Source organism: Pseudomonas entomophila L48 (genome assembly GCF_000026105.1).
In the GTDB taxonomy this organism is placed as follows: Bacteria; Pseudomonadota; Gammaproteobacteria; order Pseudomonadales; family Pseudomonadaceae; genus Aquipseudomonas; species Aquipseudomonas entomophila.
Genome location: NC_008027.1, coordinates 4,049,858 through 4,067,185, shown reverse-complemented (window position 1 = coordinate 4,067,185; position 17,328 = coordinate 4,049,858). Strand labels below are relative to the sequence as shown.

Annotated in this window: 19 protein-coding genes; 15 read left to right on the top strand and 4 right to left on the bottom strand. The window is 64.7% G+C overall.

Annotation, left to right across the window (positions count from 1 at the left end; all coding sequences use genetic code 11):
* Positions 1 to 59 precede the first annotated feature (59 nt).
* A complete protein-coding gene (locus tag PSEEN_RS17455; RefSeq protein WP_011534880.1) occupies positions 60 to 539 on the top strand; it encodes a chemotaxis protein CheW in 480 nt (159 codons plus the stop codon).
* A gap of 1 nt (position 540) precedes the next feature.
* Positions 541 to 936: a DUF2802 domain-containing protein gene (locus PSEEN_RS17450; protein ID WP_011534879.1), complete on the top strand. Its 396-nt coding sequence runs from the start codon at positions 541 to 543 to the stop codon at positions 934 to 936.
* Between the two features lie 33 nt (positions 937 to 969).
* Here PSEEN_RS17450 and PSEEN_RS17445 read toward each other — a convergent pair whose 3' ends face one another.
* The 3 genes from PSEEN_RS17445 to fliK form a co-directional block, all read right to left on the bottom strand.
* Positions 970 to 3,678 (bottom strand): dermonecrotic toxin domain-containing protein, encoded by a 2,709-nt coding sequence (locus PSEEN_RS17445; protein WP_011534878.1) that lies wholly within the window; start codon positions 3,676 to 3,678, stop codon positions 970 to 972.
* A 245-nt stretch (positions 3,679 to 3,923) separates the two neighbouring features.
* Positions 3,924 to 4,268 carry an EscU/YscU/HrcU family type III secretion system export apparatus switch protein gene (locus tag PSEEN_RS17440; protein ID WP_011534877.1) on the bottom strand — a complete coding sequence of 115 codons (345 nt, stop codon included), beginning with the start codon at positions 4,266 to 4,268 and terminating at the stop codon, positions 3,924 to 3,926.
* Positions 4,265 to 5,827, bottom strand: coding sequence for a flagellar hook-length control protein FliK (gene fliK / locus PSEEN_RS17435; RefSeq protein WP_011534876.1), 1,563 nt, complete (start codon positions 5,825 to 5,827; stop codon positions 4,265 to 4,267). The genes PSEEN_RS17440 and fliK overlap by 4 nt, the downstream gene beginning before the upstream one ends.
* A gap of 245 nt (positions 5,828 to 6,072) precedes the next feature.
* Here fliK and ccmA point away from each other — a divergent pair, with 245 nt between their 5' ends.
* The 12 genes from ccmA to PSEEN_RS17375 all read left to right on the top strand — a co-directional run bounded on the left by ccmA (position 6,073) and on the right by PSEEN_RS17375 (position 15,271).
* Positions 6,073 to 6,705, top strand: a complete 633-nt coding sequence (gene ccmA / locus PSEEN_RS17430) for a cytochrome c biogenesis heme-transporting ATPase CcmA (RefSeq protein WP_011534875.1) — start codon at positions 6,073 to 6,075, stop codon at positions 6,703 to 6,705.
* Positions 6,693 to 7,370 carry a heme exporter protein CcmB gene (ccmB, locus tag PSEEN_RS17425; RefSeq protein ID WP_373694285.1) on the top strand — a complete coding sequence of 226 codons (678 nt, stop codon included), beginning with the start codon at positions 6,693 to 6,695 and terminating at the stop codon, positions 7,368 to 7,370. Before ccmA ends, ccmB begins: the two co-directional genes overlap by 13 nt.
* A gap of 46 nt (positions 7,371 to 7,416) precedes the next feature.
* Entirely contained in the window at positions 7,417 to 8,184 is a 768-nt protein-coding gene (locus PSEEN_RS17420) for a heme ABC transporter permease (RefSeq protein ID WP_011534873.1), read from the top strand.
* Entirely contained in the window at positions 8,181 to 8,357 is a 177-nt protein-coding gene (gene ccmD, locus PSEEN_RS17415) for a heme exporter protein CcmD (RefSeq protein WP_011534872.1), read from the top strand. Before PSEEN_RS17420 ends, ccmD begins: the two co-directional genes overlap by 4 nt.
* Complete coding sequence (ccmE, locus tag PSEEN_RS17410; RefSeq protein ID WP_011534871.1) at positions 8,354 to 8,809, top strand: cytochrome c maturation protein CcmE; 456 nt, start codon at positions 8,354 to 8,356, stop codon at positions 8,807 to 8,809. Before ccmD ends, ccmE begins: the two co-directional genes overlap by 4 nt.
* Positions 8,806 to 10,794, top strand: coding sequence for a heme lyase CcmF/NrfE family subunit (locus tag PSEEN_RS17405; protein WP_011534870.1), 1,989 nt, complete (start codon positions 8,806 to 8,808; stop codon positions 10,792 to 10,794). Before ccmE ends, PSEEN_RS17405 begins: the two co-directional genes overlap by 4 nt.
* Positions 10,791 to 11,327 carry a DsbE family thiol:disulfide interchange protein gene (locus PSEEN_RS17400; RefSeq protein WP_011534869.1) on the top strand — a complete coding sequence of 179 codons (537 nt, stop codon included), beginning with the start codon at positions 10,791 to 10,793 and terminating at the stop codon, positions 11,325 to 11,327. Before PSEEN_RS17405 ends, PSEEN_RS17400 begins: the two co-directional genes overlap by 4 nt.
* On the top strand, positions 11,324 to 11,800 hold the full coding sequence (locus PSEEN_RS17395) for a cytochrome c-type biogenesis protein (protein ID WP_011534868.1): 477 nt from the start codon (positions 11,324 to 11,326) through the stop codon (positions 11,798 to 11,800). Before PSEEN_RS17400 ends, PSEEN_RS17395 begins: the two co-directional genes overlap by 4 nt.
* A complete protein-coding gene (ccmI, locus tag PSEEN_RS17390) occupies positions 11,793 to 12,980 on the top strand; it encodes a c-type cytochrome biogenesis protein CcmI (RefSeq protein ID WP_011534867.1) in 1,188 nt (395 codons plus the stop codon). Before PSEEN_RS17395 ends, ccmI begins: the two co-directional genes overlap by 8 nt.
* Before the next feature lie 12 nt (positions 12,981 to 12,992).
* The gene (locus PSEEN_RS17385) at positions 12,993 to 13,403 is read left to right on the top strand and encodes a hypothetical protein (RefSeq protein WP_011534866.1); all 411 of its coding nucleotides are present in this window, start codon (positions 12,993 to 12,995) and stop codon (positions 13,401 to 13,403) included.
* 88 nt (positions 13,404 to 13,491) lie between these two features.
* On the top strand, positions 13,492 to 14,430 hold the full coding sequence (locus tag PSEEN_RS17380; RefSeq protein ID WP_011534865.1) for a 2-hydroxyacid dehydrogenase: 939 nt from the start codon (positions 13,492 to 13,494) through the stop codon (positions 14,428 to 14,430).
* 52 nt (positions 14,431 to 14,482) lie between these two features.
* The gene (locus tag PSEEN_RS17375; RefSeq protein WP_011534864.1) at positions 14,483 to 15,271 is read left to right on the top strand and encodes a PhzF family phenazine biosynthesis protein; all 789 of its coding nucleotides are present in this window, start codon (positions 14,483 to 14,485) and stop codon (positions 15,269 to 15,271) included.
* A gap of 57 nt (positions 15,272 to 15,328) precedes the next feature.
* Here the strand turns inward: PSEEN_RS17375 and dacB are convergent, their stop codons facing one another.
* Entirely contained in the window at positions 15,329 to 16,792 is a 1,464-nt protein-coding gene (dacB, locus tag PSEEN_RS17370; protein ID WP_011534863.1) for a D-alanyl-D-alanine carboxypeptidase/D-alanyl-D-alanine endopeptidase, read from the bottom strand.
* 183 nt (positions 16,793 to 16,975) lie between these two features.
* Here dacB and PSEEN_RS17365 point away from each other — a divergent pair, with 183 nt between their 5' ends.
* Positions 16,976 to 17,320, top strand: coding sequence for a YggL family protein (locus PSEEN_RS17365; RefSeq protein ID WP_011534862.1), 345 nt, complete (start codon positions 16,976 to 16,978; stop codon positions 17,318 to 17,320).
* Positions 17,321 to 17,328 lie beyond the last annotated feature (8 nt).

The window sequence follows — 17,328 nt, the reverse complement described above, 5'->3', positions numbered from 1 at the left end:
CGCTACTGCCGCGGCAATACAGAGCACACCGCCATAGGCGGGTTTAGAGGGCTAGGGGAATGAAAAAGTCGTCTGCACAAGGTTCCGAAGATCCGATCCTGCAGTGGGTAACCTTCCGTCTGGACAATGAGTCCTACGGCATCAATGTCATGCAGGTGCAGGAAGTCCTGCGCTACACCGAGATCGCCCCGGTTCCGGGCGCCCCCAGCTACGTGCTGGGCATCATCAACCTGCGCGGCAACGTGGTGACGGTGATCGACACCCGCCAGCGTTTCGGCCTGATGCCCACCGAAGTCACCGACAACACCCGAATCGTCATCATCGAGGCGGACAAGCAGGTGGTCGGCATCCTGGTCGACAGCGTCGCCGAAGTGGTCTACCTGCGTCAGTCGGAGATCGAGACCGCGCCGAACGTCGGTAACGAAGAGTCGGCCAAGTTCATCCAGGGCGTGTGCAACAAGAACGGCGAACTGCTGATCCTGGTCGAACTGGACAAGATGATGACCGAGGAAGAGTGGTCCGAGCTGGAGAGCATCTGAGTTGATTTTCGAGGTTGCTGTCATCTTCCTGGCGCTGCTCTGGGCGCTGAGCCTGTGGTTCTTCCTCAACTACAGCAAGCGCCAGCGTGAGCTGGCGGCCCAGCAGGCCCAGGGCGATGCCCTGCGCGACCAGCGCATCAAGGACCTGGGCAAGCGCCTGGACGACTACCAGAACGGCACCGTGCGCATGGGGGAGGCCATCCATGAGCTGCGCGCGGTGGTGGCGCCGCTGCCCGAGAAGCTCCAGCAACTGGAGCAGCGCGACCCCAACAGCGTCACCTTCACCCAGGCGGCCAAGCTGGTGGGGATGGGGGCAAGTGTCGAGGAGTTGACCCAGACCTGCGGGTTGACCCAGGCTGAAGCGCAGCTGATGAGCAAGCTGCATCGCGGCGAGTGAGACAAGGGCGACCATCAGGTCGCCCTTGTTGCATCAGGGCCTGGCCCAAGAGTGGAAGTTGCCGACTTCGGCCACCTGGTTGAGCGGTATGTCACCTGTCGCTGCCTCGCGCAAGGCAGGCTCCACAGGGCTTACCAGGTACATGGCGTTATGTTGCGGCAAGGCATGCAGGTTGATGATCTGGCGCAGTGCCCGTAGCCGTGGCAAGCGCTGGTCGATCACATCGTTCAGCAGGGCTGGCCCGGTCATGTGGCTCAGGCGCAGGGCGTAGGCATCGAACTCGGGGCTGTCCACCACCGGCCTGTGGTCGTAGAAATCACGGTTGGCCAGGTAGCGCTCATGCATGGCGTCCGAAATCGCCTGCAGTGTCGGGTTGCCGGCATGGCTGCCGATCATGTTGGTGTTGTACTGGCAGTACATCCCCAGGGAGTCGTTGTTCATCGGCGCACCCAGTACCAGGCCATCCGGCGTGGTGGCCAGGGTGACCGAGTCGATTGCGGCGCGACTCGGGTTTTCCGGGTGGGCGGGGTCGGCGACCAAGGCATCGTCGACGTCCAGGTACAACCCGCCCTCCTCGGCGAGCAGGGGATAGCGCAGGATGTCGGATGCCGAGGAGAAGTTCGCGCCAGCGCCACCAACGGCATCGCGGTACTGCTCGAAGTACTTGCTGTCGCGGAACCTCGCGAAGAACGGCTGCTCTTCCAGGGGCAGGACGTCGAGATTCGGTGCCTGCGCGGCCAGTAACCGCAGGTTTTCGCTAAAGGCCTGGGCGTTCGCGTTGGACAGGAACAGCCGGTAGGCATACTGGCTGGTTGTGACGCGCTGGCTGTTGCGCGCGATTATGGTCAACAGCTTTGGGGCGATCACTTTGTCGCCAATCCAGATGCTCGAGATCTTTCGGGCAATTGGCGCGCGCAGCTGCGCCTCGAAGGGCGGAATCTCCAGGGGCAACTGCACTTCCACGCCCATGGCCCGCAGGCTGCTTGTGCGTATTGAGTCGGTGACTGCGCGGGTGCTCGGCTCCACCCCGACCAGCCCGCGGCTTTCGGCCGATACCTGATAGTAGGCTGGACTCACTTCGTTGGCCTCAGACTCGAGGATGAAGGCATCGTGTTCGCTGTCGTAGAGGACCAGCGTGTTGTAGCCGCTCAACACGGACTGAAGTTGTCCTTCCGAGTCCTCGGAGGCTGGTACGCGCACCAGCCACTGCGCGATGTCGGTATCGCCGCCGGGCAGGGGTGGCACCGTCGAGCCGAACAGGCCGACCAGCTGGTGTTCGGGCACTGCGGAAGGCGTGATCGGGCTCAGCGGATAGCCCAGTTGGTCATTTACCCGCCTGGGAAAGACAAAGCGCCTGCTTTTGACGGGGAATCGCACGCGAGGCTCCGCCAAGGGCCGCAGGACGAGCGGCGCTGCGTTCATCAGGCCGAACTCGATGTTCGTCACGCCCTCGGCCTTGTCGTCGAGCGTCTTGCCGTTTATTGCCTGATCGATCCCTGCCGCGAACTGGGCGACGCCGCCCATGGCAAGCAGGGGTGCCAGCTCTGGCAGCACTACGGCCAAGGGCGCCAGCAGGTTGATCGTGCTGACCAGATAGCCGCGCCAGCGCGCCTTGGTCACCTCGTGGTCGCTGGTGATGATGAAGTCGGCGTCGGCATAGCTGCGTTTGCGTTGGCGCAGGCTCAGGGCCGCAAACAGGTCGCCTTCGAGTACTGGGCTGTATTTGTTTGGGCGGTAGTTGACGTAGTCCCTGGGCGACCAACGGCCGTCGGTGGTGAAGCCCGGCCGATTTGGCGACCGGTGGTGGATGCCAGGGTAGGCACCCAGGCCCTCGAGGGCAGTGTCCAGCCCGCTGAAGTCCAGCCCGTCCGGGGTGTCGGCCAAGTTGAAGTGTTGGCGTAGTTGCTGGCGCTTTTCGGGGGCCTGGCATTGTTCGGCCAACCAATCCTGAAGTGCTGCCATGTCGGTGAACTCGTGCAGCGGCGAGGCGTTGCCGGGCAGGTAGAGCAGCACTTGCGGTCGGGCGTTATCGGTGATGCACAGCAGATCGGTAGCGGCGTAGCCGTAGATGTTCAGCGGGCTGATCCGCAGGCCCTTCGCACGGGGCATCAGGCCGGCGGCCTGCCAGGCCAGCTGGCGTGCACTATCGCTCAGTGAGCCTTCGCTCACCTGCCTGTTGCAGGCCGCGACGAAACTGATGCGCATCGACAACTGGTGGCCGTGCAGGGCACGCTGCCAGTAATTGTCCAGCATGGCTGTGAAGCGGGTATGGAAGTCCAGGTCCCAGATGAAACGTTGCATGGCTTCGACATCCACGGACAGGTGCGTGGTGCTGTCGTATTGGCCGTTATCGGTGCGACGGAACAGGCCATTGAATACCGAGTAATCGGCACCGTTCTCCAGAGGGCCACGGGTGGGCAGTCGATCGACGATCTGTATTGGGCCGGGTGGCAGTGTCCCGGACCAATGTCCCGGGAACAGTTGGCCGACAAGGTTCTTGTCAGTCTCGCCCTGCCAGTTCGAGAGCACCGCCTCGGTCAGCGACTGGCGCTGGACGACGATGGCCTGGTTACCTCGGTAGTGCAGGGTGACGACGTCGGTCTGCTCCGGGTCCAGGTCTGAGCCCTGGCTTTTGGCCCAGCCGCGGATGGCTTGGGCGGCGTGTCTGTCGGGGCGGGGAATGTCCTGCAGGTGAGTGCGGACAAGCTCGGCACCGAAGTTGTTGATGAAGGTTTGAGACATTGTTGAGTCGGCCTGTGTGTGAGGAATCAGGCACAACGTTGACTCAACCCGTACGGATGTTTGCGGTAGCGGGTTACCACGCGAGGATGTCAGTGGATCACAGGTAACGCGCCGAGCTGGAGCCCAGCAGCAAGCCCGCAGGAGCGGCTTTAGCCGCGATCACCCGCGAAGCAGGTGCCAGCTACCGCTTTGTTTGCATCGCGGCTGAAGCCGCTCCTACAGACAGAACGTGCCCGTAGCGAGGTTCAAGGCGTCTGCGAACCCGCTGGCAGGAAGACCTGCTCGGGTGTGATATCCCGCGGCGGCGTGGGTTGGTCGTCGAAGCCAACGGGCACCTTGCCCCGCAGCTGCCAGGCAAAGGCGATGATCTCGGCAATGGTCAGGTACAGCGCCTCGGGAATCTGCTCGCCCAGTTCCAGCCGCGCCAGCAGGCGCACCAGTTCGGCGTTCTCGTAGATCGGCACTTCATGTTCACGGGCGATGGCGAGGATGGCCTCGGCCAGCTCGTCGTCACCCTTGGCGCTTAGTGTCGGGGCCTGCTGGCCGTCGTAGCTCAGGGCGATGGCCTGGCGGGGTTGCTTGTAGGTCATGCGGTTTCGTCCACCCAGCGTTGTTCCAGGCGTGTGCGTGGCCCTTGCGGCGGTGTGCCGGGGTGGCACTCCAGGTCGCCGACATCCAGGCCGCGCGCCAGCAAGCGTTCGCGTAGTGCGCCAAGCTGGCTGTCGATCAGGCGCGCGGTCTGCGCGTGTTCAGCCCACAGTTGTCCCGACAGCCGCCCCTGCAGCAGTTGCGCCTGGACCTGCAGCGGGCCAAGCGGTGCAAGGTCGAAGGCCAGTTCGATGCGCCACATGGCCTCCAGCGGGTCACGGTTCTCGCGTTCCCGATCAGCGTGCTGTTCCGGCGTTTCCTCACGCTGCAGCTTGACTTGCAGTGGGATGAACTCCTGGCCATGGCGGATGGGGATCTCGGTTTGCCAGGTGGTCTGCTGGTTACCGTTTTCCAGGGGGCCGGACTGCTGCAGGCTGGACAGCGCGTGGCTTTGCAGGCGCGAAACGGCGGCGGCGGCCAGGCGCAGCAACTGTTGCAGGTCGCCTTCGTTTTCCAGGCTCTGCAGCAGGCGCGAGGGCAGGGGGAAAGCGCCTGGCTGTGGCCGTGGGCTGACCTGGCCGAGCATGCCCAGGGCGCTACGGGCGAAGCCGGGCAGGGCCTGGGCCAGGGTGCTGGCCAGTGCTGGGCTCAGTGGCTGGCCCGTGGGTGGGTTGGGCAGTTGCGCGACCAGCCTGACCAGTTGTGCCTTCAGGTCCGGTGCGACACCGCTTGCCAGGCCGCCAAGCAGCTTGGCCTCGAGAAAGGCGCCGCTGTTGCTCAGGGCCTGGGCGAGGTTCTTCGCGTCCCCCAGTTGGCGCGCATCGGGCAAGCTGGCCAGCAGGCGCTCGGCGCTGGCGCGCAGTTGCGTTCCGGCATCGCTTGAGGTGGTGATCTGCTGCAGGGCGTTGAGCAGGCTGGGCAGCGAGGCTTGCTGGCCTTGCTGGGTCAACAGTTGCTGGGCGATGGCCAATTGGTCCTGGCGGCCGCTGAGGGGGACGAAGCGCAACGACTGGTCGCCTTGCACCAACGCGCTCAGCAGGCTGCCGACAGGCAGTGGACGTGGGCTGTCGATGGTCAAGGTGGCGCCGGCCTGGCGACTGTTGAGCAGGCTCACCAGCGAACGGAAGCTGGCGATCTCGCCTGCGCTCTGTGGCAGCGCCTGGCTGGTCAGTACTTTGCCTTGCAGCAGCGTGCCGACCGGCACCTGGCTGGTGTCCAGGCGGGTGAGGGAGGCAATGTTGCCTGCGTTGACCTGTTGCACCATGACCGCCAGGCGGTTGCTCTCGGTCTGGCTGACCGTGATCTGGCTGCCCTGGGGCAGGGGTTGATTGGCGCTGGCCTGTAGCTGGGTCTGGTTGCCGTTGGCCTGGGTCAGGCGCAGCAGCATCTGGAAGTCCGGGCCGACCTGGCGCATCGACATGACTTCGGCGCGCGCCGTCTCGCCTGGCGCCAGCAGCCCAGGCTGCGGTTGCAGCAGGCGCAACAGCTCGCCGGTCATGGCGGCCTTGGTCGCCTGGGGGGCTAGCGCAGTTTGTGCGCCGAGACTATTGATTTCAGTCATGATTGTATACAACCTGTCGGTCCAGCCCTCTTGGCAGCGTGGTGGCGCGTGTAATAATGCCCGCCGCCTGCCACTGCCAGTATAACGGCAGCGAGCAGGGGCACTTGAGACACAAGGTTCATGATCGGTGTCGCCTGCTTCGCGGGTAAACCCGCTCCTACAGGGATTACGTCGAACCGGTAGGCGCGGGTTTACCCGCGAAGCAGGCGACCCGGTCATGAGCCGAGCATTGAAAAGGCGAAACCGTGACCCTTCACCTCCAAGCCGTGGGCCTGGCCTGCGAGCGCGACTGGCGACTGCTGTTCGAGCACCTGGATTTCGAACTGCGCCCTGGCGACATGCTGCAGATTGCCGGCCCCAACGGCAGCGGCAAGACCAGCCTGCTGCGCTTGCTGGCCGGGCTGATGCAGCCGACCGCCGGGCGTATCCTGTTCAACGGCGCGCCTTTGAACGAACAGCGTCACGCGTTGGCCAGCATTCTGTTATGGATCGGGCATGCCGCAGGCATCAAGGACCTGCTCACCGCCGAGGAAAATCTCGCCTGGCTCTGCGCCCTGCACCAGCCAGCCAGCCCCGATGCCATCTGGCGTGCCCTGGAAGCGGTTGGCCTGCGCGGGTTCGAGGACGTGCCCTGCCATACGCTGTCAGCCGGCCAGCAACGCCGTGTCGCCCTGGCCCGCCTGCACCTGGACAGCCCTCCGCTGTGGATTCTCGACGAGCCTTTCACCGCCCTCGACAAACAGGGCGTGGCCCAACTCGAGGCGCATCTGGCGGCGCATTGCGAGCAGGGCGGCACCGTGGTGCTGACCACCCACCATACACTTGAGCACAAGCCGTCCGGCTACCGTGAATTGAACCTGGGGCAATGGGCGGCATGAGCGTATCCCTTCTTCTCTTGCGCCGCGAGGCGCGCCTGCTGTTCCGTCGTCCGGCGGAACTGGCCAACCCGCTGGTGTTCTTCGCTATCGTCGTTGCGCTGTTCCCGCTGGCGGTCGGTCCCGAGACACAATTGTTGCAAACCTTGTCTCCAGGGCTGGTCTGGGTCGCGGCCTTGCTGGCCGTATTGCTGTCACTGGACGGGTTGTTCCGCAGCGATTTCGAGGATGGTTCGCTGGAGCAGTGGGTGTTATCACCCCACCCACTGGCCCTGCTGGTACTGGCCAAGGTGCTGGCGCATTGGATCTTTTCCGGGCTGGCGCTGGTATTGTTGGCGCCACTGCTGGCGCTGATGCTCGGCCTGCCGGCCAGTTGCCTGCCGGTACTGCTGGCCTCGCTGCTGCTGGGCACGCCGGTGCTGAGCTTGCTGGGCGCGGTGGGCGCCGCGCTGACGGTCGGTCTCAAGCGCGGCGGTTTGTTGCTGGCGCTGCTGATTCTGCCGTTGTATATCCCTGTATTGATCCTGGGCAGTGGTGCGTTGCAGGCCGCGTTGCAGAATATGCCGGCGACCGGTCATCTGCTCTGGCTCGCCAGCCTGACTGCCTTGGCTGTGACATTGGCACCCTTTGCGATCGCGGCCGGCCTGAAGATCAGCGTCGGCGAATAACGAGTCCCGGGCACCGCAGCCCGGCCAATACCCTGGATGTACCCTGATGAAAATGAGTTGGACGTGGTTCCACAAGCTGGGCTCCCCCAAATGGTTCTATGCCATCAGCGGCCGCATGCTGCCCTGGCTGACCGTGGCCGCCATCCTGTTGCTGCTGGTCGGCATCACCTGGGGCCTGGCCTTCGCCCCCCAGGACTACCAGCAGGGCGACAGCTTCCGCATCATCTATATCCACGTGCCGGCGGCGATGCTGGCGCAGTCCTGCTACGTCCTGCTGGCGGTGGCCGGGGTGGTGGGCCTGGTGTGGAAGATGAAACTGGCCGACGTCGCCTTGCAGTGCGCGGCACCGATAGGCGCCTGGATGACCGCGGTGGCGCTGGTCACCGGCGCGATCTGGGGCAAGCCCACCTGGGGCAGCTGGTGGGTCTGGGATGCACGCCTGACCTCCATGCTCATCCTGCTGTTCCTGTACTTCGGCATCATCGCCCTGGGCCAGGCCATCAGCAACCGTGACAGCGCCGCCAAGGCCTGCGCGGTGCTGGCCATCGTCGGGGTGGTGAACATCCCGATCATCAAGTACTCGGTGGAGTGGTGGAACACCCTGCACCAGGGCGCCACGTTCACCCTCACCGAAAAACCCGCCATGCCGGTGGAGATGTGGCTGCCGCTGCTGCTTACGGCGCTGGGTTTCTACTGTTTCTTCGGCGCCGTGCTGCTGCTGCGCATGCGCCTCGAGGTGCTCAAGCGCGAGGCGCGTGCCAGTTGGGTCAGGGACGAGGTGATGAACAGCCTGGGCCGGGAGACTGCGCGATGAGCTTCGCTTCCTTCAGTGATTTCCTCGCCATGGGCCACCATGGCCTGTACGTCTGGTCGGCCTACGGCATCTGCCTGGCGGTGCTGGCGCTCAATGTCGCCGCGCCACTGCTGGCTCGCCGTCGCTACCTGCAAGAAGAGGCGCGCCGTCTGCGCCGGGAGAGCAAACCGTGAATCCGCAGCGCAAGAAACGCCTGTTCCTTATCCTCGGCCTGCTGGCCGGTGTTGGCGTGGCCGTGGGCTTCGCCCTGAGCGCCCTGCAGCAGAACATCAACCTGTTCTACACCCCAACCCAGATCGCCAACGGCGAAGCACCGCTGGATACCCGCATCCGCGCCGGCGGCATGGTCGAGAAAGGCTCGGTGCAGCGCTCGGCAGACTCGCTGGACGTGCGCTTCGTGGTCACCGACTACACCAAGTCGGTGCCGATCACCTACCGTGGCATTCTCCCCGACCTGTTCCGCGAAGGGCAGGGCATCGTCGCCCTCGGCAAGCTCAATGCCGACGGCGTGGTGGTAGCGGATGAAGTCCTGGCCAAGCACGACGAGAAATATATGCCACCTGAAGTCACCAAGGCGCTCAAGGAAAGCGGCCAGGCTGCCAGCGACGCGGGGGCCAAGCCATGAACGCGGCCCTGGTTATCCCCGAACTGGGCCAGCTGTCGATGATCCTGGCTATCTGCTTCGCCGCCGTGCAAGCCACGGTACCGTTGCTCGGTGCCTGGCGTGGCGATTCGCTGTGGATGAGCCTGGCGCGTCCGGCTGCCTGGGGGCAGTTCGCCTTCCTCGCTTTCGCCTTCGCCTGCCTCACCCATGCCTTCATGACCGACAACTTCTCGGTTGCGTATGTCGCCAGCAACTCCAACAGCGCCTTGCCCTGGTACTACAAGTTCAGTGCCGTGTGGGGCGCCCACGAAGGCTCGCTGCTGCTGTGGGCGCTGATCCTCGGTGGTTGGACCTTCGCCGTCTCGGTGTTCTCGCGGCAATTGCCACAGGTCATGCTGGCCCGCGTGCTGGCGGTGATGGGCATGATCAGCGTGGGCTTCCTGTCGTTCCTGATCATCACCTCCAACCCGTTCCAGCGCCTGCTACCGCAGGTGCCGGGCGACGGTCGCGACCTCAACCCGCTGCTGCAGGACTTCGGCCTGATCGTCCATCCACCGATGCTGTACATGGGCTACGTGGGCTTTTCCGTAGCCTTCGCCTTCGCCATCGCGGCGTTGCTCGGCGGGCGCCTGGATGCGGCCTGGGCCCGCTGGTCGCGGCCTTGGACCATCGTTGCCTGGGCATTTCTCGGCGTGGGCATCACTTTGGGTTCGTGGTGGGCCTACTACGAGCTGGGCTGGGGCGGCTGGTGGTTCTGGGACCCAGTGGAAAATGCCTCGTTCATGCCCTGGCTGGTGGGCACGGCGCTGATTCACTCGCTGGCGGTCACCGAGAAGCGTGGTGTGTTCAAGAGCTGGACCGTGCTGCTGGCCATCGCCGCGTTCTCCCTGAGCCTGCTGGGCACCTTCCTGGTCCGCTCCGGGGTGCTGACCTCGGTGCACGCCTTTGCCGCCGACCCGTCGCGGGGCATCTTCATCCTGTTCTTCCTGCTGTTCGTGGTCGGTGGCTCGCTGACGCTGTTCGCCCTGCGCGCACCCGTGGTCAAGAGCCAGGTCGGCTTTGCCCTGTGGTCCCGTGAAACCCTGCTGCTGGCCAACAACCTGGTGCTGGTGGTGGCGGCGTCGACGATCCTGCTTGGCACCCTCTACCCGCTGGTGCTCGATGCCCTGACTGGCGCCAAGCTGTCGGTCGGCCCGCCGTACTTCAACGCATTGTTCCTGCCGTTGATGGCGTTGCTGATGCTGGTGCTGGGCGTCGGCGTGGTGGTGCGCTGGAAGGACACACCCGGCAAATGGCTGGCGAGCATGATGACCCCGGTGCTGGTCGGCAGCGCGGTGCTGGCGCCGGTTGCCGGGTTGATCGTCGATGACTTCGACTGGCCGATCCTGAGTGTGTTCGCCCTGGCCGCCTGGGTGGTGTTCAGCGGTGTGCGCGACATCCTCGACAAGACCCGTCACAAAGGCCTTCTCAAAGGCCTGGCCGGCCTCAACCGCAGCTACTGGGGCATGCACTTGGCGCACCTGGGCCTGGCGGTGTGCGCCCTGGGTGTGGTGCTGTCGAGTAACAACAGCGCCGAGCGCGACCTGCGCATGGCGCCGGGCGAGACCGTCGAGCTGGGCGGCTACCACTTCCTGTTCGAGGGTGCGAAGCATTTCGAAGGGCCGAACTTCATCTCCGACAAAGGCACCGTTCGTGTGTTGCGCGACGGCCGCGAAGTGACCGTGCTGCACCCGGAGAAGCGCCTGTACACCGTGCAGCAGTCGATGATGACCGAGGCCGGTATCGACGCCGGCTTCACCCGCGACCTGTATGTCGCCCTGGGCGAGCCGCTGGAAAACGGCGCCTGGGCGGTGCGGGTGCATATCAAACCCTATGTCCGCTGGATCTGGCTGGGTGGTCTGCTGACTGCGCTGGGCGGTTTCCTGGCGGCCCTCGACCGGCGCTACCGCGTCAAGGTCAAAGCCCGGGTGCGTGATGTCCTGGGTGTGTCTGGAGCGACTGCATGAAGCGTTGGATCATGGTAGTGCCATTGGCGGTGTTCCTGCTGGTGGCGGTCTTTCTCTACAAGGGGTTGTTCCTCAAGCCTGACGAGTTGCCCTCGGCGATGATCGGCAAGCCGTTCCCGGTGTTCTCGCTGGGGACGGTGCAAGGGGACCGCACGCTCACTCAAGCCGACCTGATCGGCCGCCCGGCGCTGGTCAATGTGTGGGGCACCTGGTGCCCGTCGTGCAAGGTCGAGCACCCGTACCTCAACCAGCTGGCCGAGCAGGGCGTGGTGATCCACGGCGTCAACTACAAGGATGACAATGCCGCCGCGCTGAAATGGCTGGCCGAGTTCCACAACCCCTACCAGCTGAACATCGCCGACCCGCAAGGCTCGCTGGGCCTGGACCTGGGTGTGTACGGCGCGCCGGAAACCTTCCTGGTCGACGCGAAAGGCATCATTCGCTACAAGCACGTGGGCGTGGTCGACGCCACGGTCTGGCGCGAACAGCTGGCGCCGCTGTACCAAGGCCTGGTCGACGAGGCCAGGCCATGAAGCGCTGGCTCGCAGCCGCCGTGCTGGGCATGAGCCTGGCCGGTGTGGCCAAGGCGGCCATCGACACCTATCAGTTTCGCGACGAGGCCGAGCGTGAGCGCTACCAGCAACTGACCAAGGAGCTGCGCTGCCCCAAGTGTCAGAACCAGGACATCGCCGACTCCAACGCACCGATCGCCGCCGATTTGCGTCGCGAGATCTTCCGTATGCTCGGCGAGGGCAAGAGCAACCCGCAGATCGTCGACTTCATGGTCGACCGCTATGGCGACTTCGTGCGCTACAAGCCGGCGCTCAGCGGGCGCACCTGGTTGCTGTGGTTCGGCCCGGGCATTCTCTTGGTCGGCGGCTTCGTGGTGCTGGCGGTGATTGTCCGCCGCCGTCGCAGCCAGGCCGTGGCCGGCACACCGGAACTGTCCGCCGCTGAACGCGAGCGTCTCGCCAAACTGCTGGAAAAAGAAACCAACCATGACTGAATTCTGGCTCAGCGCGGGCCTGTTGCTGCTCGCCGCCCTGGCATTCCTGTTGATTCCCATCCTGCGCGGCCGTCGCCGCCAGCAGGCCGAACAGGACCGTACCGCGCTTAATGTGGCGCTCTATGAAGAGCGGGTCGCCGAACTGGCAGCCCAGCAGCAGGCGGGTGTGCTCGATGCCGGGCAACTGGCCAGGGGCCGTGACGAGGCAGCCCGCGAACTGCTGGCCGACACCGAGCGCAACGACGCGTCCGTTCAAGGCCATTTGGGCAAGGCTGTTCCGCTGCTGGCGTCGGTGCTGGTGCCGGCCATGGCGCTGGGGTTGTACCTGCATTTCGGCGCCGCCGACAAGGTCGAGCTGACCCAGGAATTCGCCAGCGCGCCGCAATCGATGCAGGAAATGACGGCACGCCTGGAGCGTGCCGTGAAGGCCCAGCCGGAGTCCGCCGAAGGGTTGTACTTCCTCGGTCGGGCGTACATGGCCGACCAGCGGCCGGCGGATGCCGCCAAGGCCTTCGAGCGTGCCGTGGCCTTGGCCGGGCGTCAGCCCGAGCTGCTCGGTCAATGGGCCCAGGCGTTGTACTTCGCTGCCGACAAGCAATGGAACCCACAGCTGCTGGCATTGACCGACGAAGCACTGAAGGCCGACCCACGGGAGGTCACCAGCCTTGGCCTGCGAGGTATTGCCGCCTTCGAGGGCGAGCGCTATCAGGAGGCCATCGATTTCTGGCAGCGCCTGCTCGCGCAACTGCCGGAAGGCGATGCCTCGCGTGCCGCGTTGCAGGGCGGTATCGACCGCGCTGCGGACAAACTGAAGGCCTCAGGTGGCAAGGTGGCCGAGGCGGCGCGTCTGAAGGTGCGGGTCGAACTGGCTGCGGCGCTCAAGGACAAGGTGCGCCCGGATGACACCGTGTTTATCTTCGCGCGTGCCAGCAATGGGCCGCCCATGCCCCTGGCCGCCAAGCGTGTCACGGTGGCGCAGTTGCCCATCGAGGTGGAACTGTCGGACGCCGATGCGATGATCCCGCAAATGAAACTGTCGGACTTTGCCGAAGTCCAACTGGTTGCCCGCGTCTCGCGCGCCGGTGTTCCCACCCGTGGTGAATGGAAAGCCCAGGGGGCGCCACTGCCCACCACTACGCGAGCCCCCCAGCACCTGATTATCGACAGCCCCGACTCATAAGAGAGCAGCCCCATGAACAGCACCGTACGCCTGACCCTGATCACCCTGGCCCTGGGTCTTTCCGCGTGTACGGTGCATCAACCGGGCGAGCGGCAATCGCTACCGCCGATCGAGTCCACGCCGCCGCACCAGGGGCCGGCGGCCAAGCCGCTGCCGGGCAGCAAACCGAGCACCCCCGCGGCAACGCCCAAGCCCATGCCACGTACCTCGGCAAGCTTCGCGCCGCCGCCGGGGGGCGCCAGCCATTGGGACCCGAAAATGGGTGTCTATGTGTTGGAGAAGCAACCCAACACCTTCTACCGCCAGCGCACCTACTACCGCTGGAACAACGGCTGGAGCTGGTCGCTGAGCCCCAATGGCCCGTGGCAGGAGACCGACAGCAGTGGCGTGCCGGGTGGCCTGGGGCGTGCATTCGCCCAGTAGTGTTCGCTCGACCGGGCGCGCCGATACATCGATAGCCCATCTCGCGCTGCCCGCGCATAATGCCCCTTCGCATTGAGCCGGAGGTGGCATGAGCAAGACAGTCCTGGTCCTGGTGGAAACCGTTGACGATTACCTGCCCTTGCTGGAGCGGGCGGGCTATCGACTGATCCGCGCCCCTTCGCCGCAGATGCGTGCCGACGCCATCGCCCGTCATGCCCAGCAGATCGATGCCGTGCTTACCCGTGGGCCGCTGGGCCTGACCGCCGACGAGATCGACACGCTGGTCAGCCTCAGGATCATCTGCGTGATCGGCGCCGGCTACGAGCAGGTCGACCTGGTTGCCGCGGCCGCCCGGGGGATCACGGTCACCAATGGCGCGGGCGCAAACGCCGGCCCTGTCGCCGACCACGCCATGGCACTGTTGCTGGCGCTGCTGCGCGATATTCCCCGAGCCGATGCCAGCACCCGACGGGGCGAGTGGAACCGGGTGATCAGCCCTTCGGTCAGCGGCAAGCGCCTGGGTATCATCGGCCTTGGCGCGGTGGGCCAGGCCATTGCCCGGCGAGCGGCCCTTGGCTTCGACATGAATGTCAGCTACCACAGCCGCACTCCACGTGCGGATGCTCCTTACACCTGGTACGACAGCCCACTGCATCTGGCCGACGCGGTGGATATCCTCGTGGTCGCCACGCCAGGCGGCAACGGTACGCGCCATCTGGTCGACGCAAAGGTGCTCGAGGCTTTGGGCGCCGAGGGTTACCTGGTCAATATCGCCAGGGCCAGCGTGGTGGACACCGACGCCTTGGTCACCGCCCTGCATCAAGGCCAGATCGCTGGCGCCGCGCTGGACGTATTCGATGACGAGCCCGCGGTGCCTGACGCACTCAAGGCGTTGGCCAATACCGTGCTGACCCCGCATGTCGCCGGGCAGTCTCCCGAGGCGGCTCGTGATACCGTCGCCCTGGTGCTGCGCAACCTGCAGGCATTCTTTGCGGGTGAACCGGTACTGACACCTGTGCGTGGATAAACCGTTTCCGATACCCGCCTGGCGTTGAGCCGGGCTTGAAAGGAGTCGTTGCATGCAACTCGAGATATTCCAGGTCGATGCGTTTTCCTCAGAGCCATTCGGCGGCAATCCGGCGGCGGTGATTCCGTTGCAGCAGTGGTTACCGGATGACCTGCTGCAGCGCATCGCCGAAGAGAACAACCTGTCCGAAACCGCCTACTTCATGCGCAACGGTGAGGCCTTCGACTTGCGCTGGTTCACCCCGACCGTCGAGGTCGACCTGTGTGGCCATGCGACCTTGGCGGCTGCCTGGGTGCTGTTCGAGCAGTTGGGCGAGCAAGCCGAAGTGCTGCGCTTCAATACGCGCAGTGGTGAACTGAGGGTCAGCCGTGGGGGCGATGGCCTGCTGGCCATGGATTTCCCCGCCAAACAGCCGGTCGCCGTGGATATTCCCGATGGCTTGCTGCCGGCATTGGGCTTGAGTAGCGCGCGTGCGTTGTATCGCACTGACGACTATGTGTTGGTGATCGACGATGCGGCGCTGCTCGATCCGCTCAAGCCGGACTTCGTCGCGTTGTCGGCATTTGATGTGCGCGGGGTGGCGGTGACCGCGCCAGGGCGCGGGTTTGATTTCGTCACGCGCTGGTTCGGGCCGCGGGTGGGGGTCAATGAAGACCCGGTTACCGGGTCGGCGCATACTTCGTTGGCACCTTACTGGGCTGATCGCCTGGGCAAGGCCAGCTTGCGCTGCGAGCAGGGTGGCGCGCGCAAGGGGCAATTGCAGTGCGAAGTGCCGGGTAACGGGCGGGTGATTATCAGTGGGCGAGGTGCGTTGTACTTGCGCGGTCAGGTCTTTATCTGAAGCGTACAGTCGAACAGCCCCCACGGGCGCAAGGCGCGTCGTGGGGGCTGGCGGGCATCAGGGCATGACACCCACGGTACCGTTGTCGATCTTGGGTTGGCGGTAGAGGTCGAGCAACACCTGGTCAAGCACCTGCGACGCGCCCCATGGCTTGGGGTCGTTGAGGATGGCCGCTACTGCCCAGGTGTGGCCGTTGCTGTCGCGGCTGAACCCGGCAATTGCCCGCACGGTATTGAGCGTGCCGGTCTTGATGTGCCCTTCGCCGCTCATCGCGGTGCGCTTGAGGCGTTTGCGCATGGTGCCGTCCATGCCCACCAGCGGCATCGAGCTGATGAACTCGGCCGCGTATGGGCTCTTCCAGGCCGCCTGAAGCAATGCGGCCATTTCCCGGGTGCTGACCCGTTCGGCGCGGGACAGGCCAGAGCCGTTCTCCATCACCAGGTGCGGCGCGGTGATGCCTTTCTTGGCCAGCCATTGGCGCACCACCCGTTGGGCGGCACGGGCGTCGTCGCCGTCGGCATCGGTACGGAACTGCGCGCCGATACTGAGGAACAGTTGCTGCGCCATGGTGTTGTTGCTGTATTTGTTGATGTCGCGGATGACTTCGACGAGGTCCGGCGAGAAGGCGCGTGCCAGCAAGCGGGCAGACTTGGGGACGTCCTCGAAGCGGTCACGGCCCTGGATGGTGCCGCCCAGCTCGTTCCAGATGGCGCGTACGGCCCCCGCGGCGTAGGTCGGGTGGTCCAGCAGCGACAGGTAGGTCTGCGAGTTGCAGCCGTCAGCCAGTTGGCCGGTGACGGTCACGCTGACGCCGTCCGCTTGTGGTACCGGGTTGTAGCGCACATCCCCCGTGCACTGCTTGCCGGCCACGGCCTTGACCTGGTTGTCGACGCGGATGCTGGCGATCGGTGGCTCGACCGAAACCACCACTTTGCCGCCGTCGTTGCGGGCAACGAAACGCAAGGCTTTCAGGTTCACCAGCAAGGAGTCGGGCTTGACCAGGAATGGTTTGTTGACGTCGCCGCCGTCGTCATCGAACTGCGGCAGGTTTGGCTGCACGAAGTGGCTGCGGTCCAGGACCAGGTCGCCGGTTACCGTGCGCACACCATTGGCGCGTAAGTCACGCATCAGCAGCCAGAGCTTCTCCATGTTCAGCTTGGGGTCGCCGCCGCCCTTGAGATAGAGATTGCCGTTGAGCGTGCCGTTGCTCAGGGTGCCATCGGTGTAGAACTCGGTTTTCCACTGGTAGGTCGGGCCCAGCAGCTCCAGTGCGGCGTAGGTGGTGATCAACTTCATGGTCGAGGCTGGGTTGACCGAGACGTCGGCGTTGAACACCGTCGCGGTGCCCGGACCATCCAGTGGCAGCATCACCAGCGACAGCGCCGTGTCCTGCAGTTTGTTGGTCTTGAGTGCCTGTTGCACCTTGGGCGGGAGGGTGGTGTTGACGGCGGCGGCCTGGCTGGGGAATGCCAGGGGTAGCAACAGGCCGGCGAGCAGCAGTGGGCGAAGCGTCTTGATCATAAAGGTATGAACCCTGCACGAGGGAAAAGGGTAACGGGGCTGTAAGAAAATGATGACCCCAGGGCGAATAGACTCGCATTATGCCCCAAGCGTAGCGTCGATGGGCTGTATTCGACGGAAAAGCGCCGCTGGGCGCTGGAAACTGGTAAAGTGCCGCGCGTAATTACTTGAGAGGATTGTTTCATGGCTACCAACCGTTCCCGTCGCCTGCGCAAGAAACTGTGCGTGGACGAATTCCAGGAGCTGGGTTTCGAACTGAACCTGGGTTTCAAGGAAGACCTGTCCGATGAAGCCATCGATGCCTTCCTCGACGCCTTCCTGGCTGAAGCCATGGACGCCAATGGCCTGGACTATGTCGGCGGCGACGATTTCGGCCTGGTCTGCAAGGCCACCCGCGGCTCGGTCAGCGAAGAACAGCGCGCCGCTGTTGAAGCCTGGCTCAAAGGCCGCAGCGAACTGACCAATATCGAAGTCAGCCCGCTGCTGGACGCCTGGTACCCGGAAAAACCGATCAACCCGGCATCGTGATTGGTAGG

Excerpts from the sequence above, each read along its gene's own strand:
- ccmD (WP_011534872.1), top strand. The coding sequence starts at position 8,181 with ATGAGCTTCGCTTCCTTCAGTGATTTCCTCGCCATGGGCCACCATGGC.
- PSEEN_RS17445 (WP_011534878.1), bottom strand. The coding sequence starts at position 3,678 with ATGTCTCAAACCTTCATCAACAACTTCGGTGCCGAGCTTGTCCGCACT.
- PSEEN_RS17440 (WP_011534877.1), bottom strand. The coding sequence starts at position 4,268 with ATGACCTACAAGCAACCCCGCCAGGCCATCGCCCTGAGCTACGACGGC.
- PSEEN_RS17420 (WP_011534873.1), top strand. The coding sequence starts at position 7,417 with ATGAAAATGAGTTGGACGTGGTTCCACAAGCTGGGCTCCCCCAAATGG.
- PSEEN_RS17385 (WP_011534866.1), top strand. The coding sequence starts at position 12,993 with ATGAACAGCACCGTACGCCTGACCCTGATCACCCTGGCCCTGGGTCTT.
- PSEEN_RS17455 (WP_011534880.1), top strand. The coding sequence starts at position 60 with ATGAAAAAGTCGTCTGCACAAGGTTCCGAAGATCCGATCCTGCAGTGG.
- PSEEN_RS17405 (WP_011534870.1), top strand. The coding sequence starts at position 8,806 with ATGAACGCGGCCCTGGTTATCCCCGAACTGGGCCAGCTGTCGATGATC.
- PSEEN_RS17365 (WP_011534862.1), top strand. The coding sequence starts at position 16,976 with ATGGCTACCAACCGTTCCCGTCGCCTGCGCAAGAAACTGTGCGTGGAC.
- fliK (WP_011534876.1), bottom strand. The coding sequence starts at position 5,827 with ATGACTGAAATCAATAGTCTCGGCGCACAAACTGCGCTAGCCCCCCAG.
- PSEEN_RS17400 (WP_011534869.1), top strand. The coding sequence starts at position 10,791 with ATGAAGCGTTGGATCATGGTAGTGCCATTGGCGGTGTTCCTGCTGGTG.
- ccmI (WP_011534867.1), top strand. The coding sequence starts at position 11,793 with ATGACTGAATTCTGGCTCAGCGCGGGCCTGTTGCTGCTCGCCGCCCTG.
- ccmB (WP_373694285.1), top strand. The coding sequence starts at position 6,693 with ATGGGCGGCATGAGCGTATCCCTTCTTCTCTTGCGCCGCGAGGCGCGC.
- PSEEN_RS17375 (WP_011534864.1), top strand. The coding sequence starts at position 14,483 with ATGCAACTCGAGATATTCCAGGTCGATGCGTTTTCCTCAGAGCCATTC.
- PSEEN_RS17380 (WP_011534865.1), top strand. The coding sequence starts at position 13,492 with ATGAGCAAGACAGTCCTGGTCCTGGTGGAAACCGTTGACGATTACCTG.
- dacB (WP_011534863.1), bottom strand. The coding sequence starts at position 16,792 with ATGATCAAGACGCTTCGCCCACTGCTGCTCGCCGGCCTGTTGCTACCC.
- PSEEN_RS17395 (WP_011534868.1), top strand. The coding sequence starts at position 11,324 with ATGAAGCGCTGGCTCGCAGCCGCCGTGCTGGGCATGAGCCTGGCCGGT.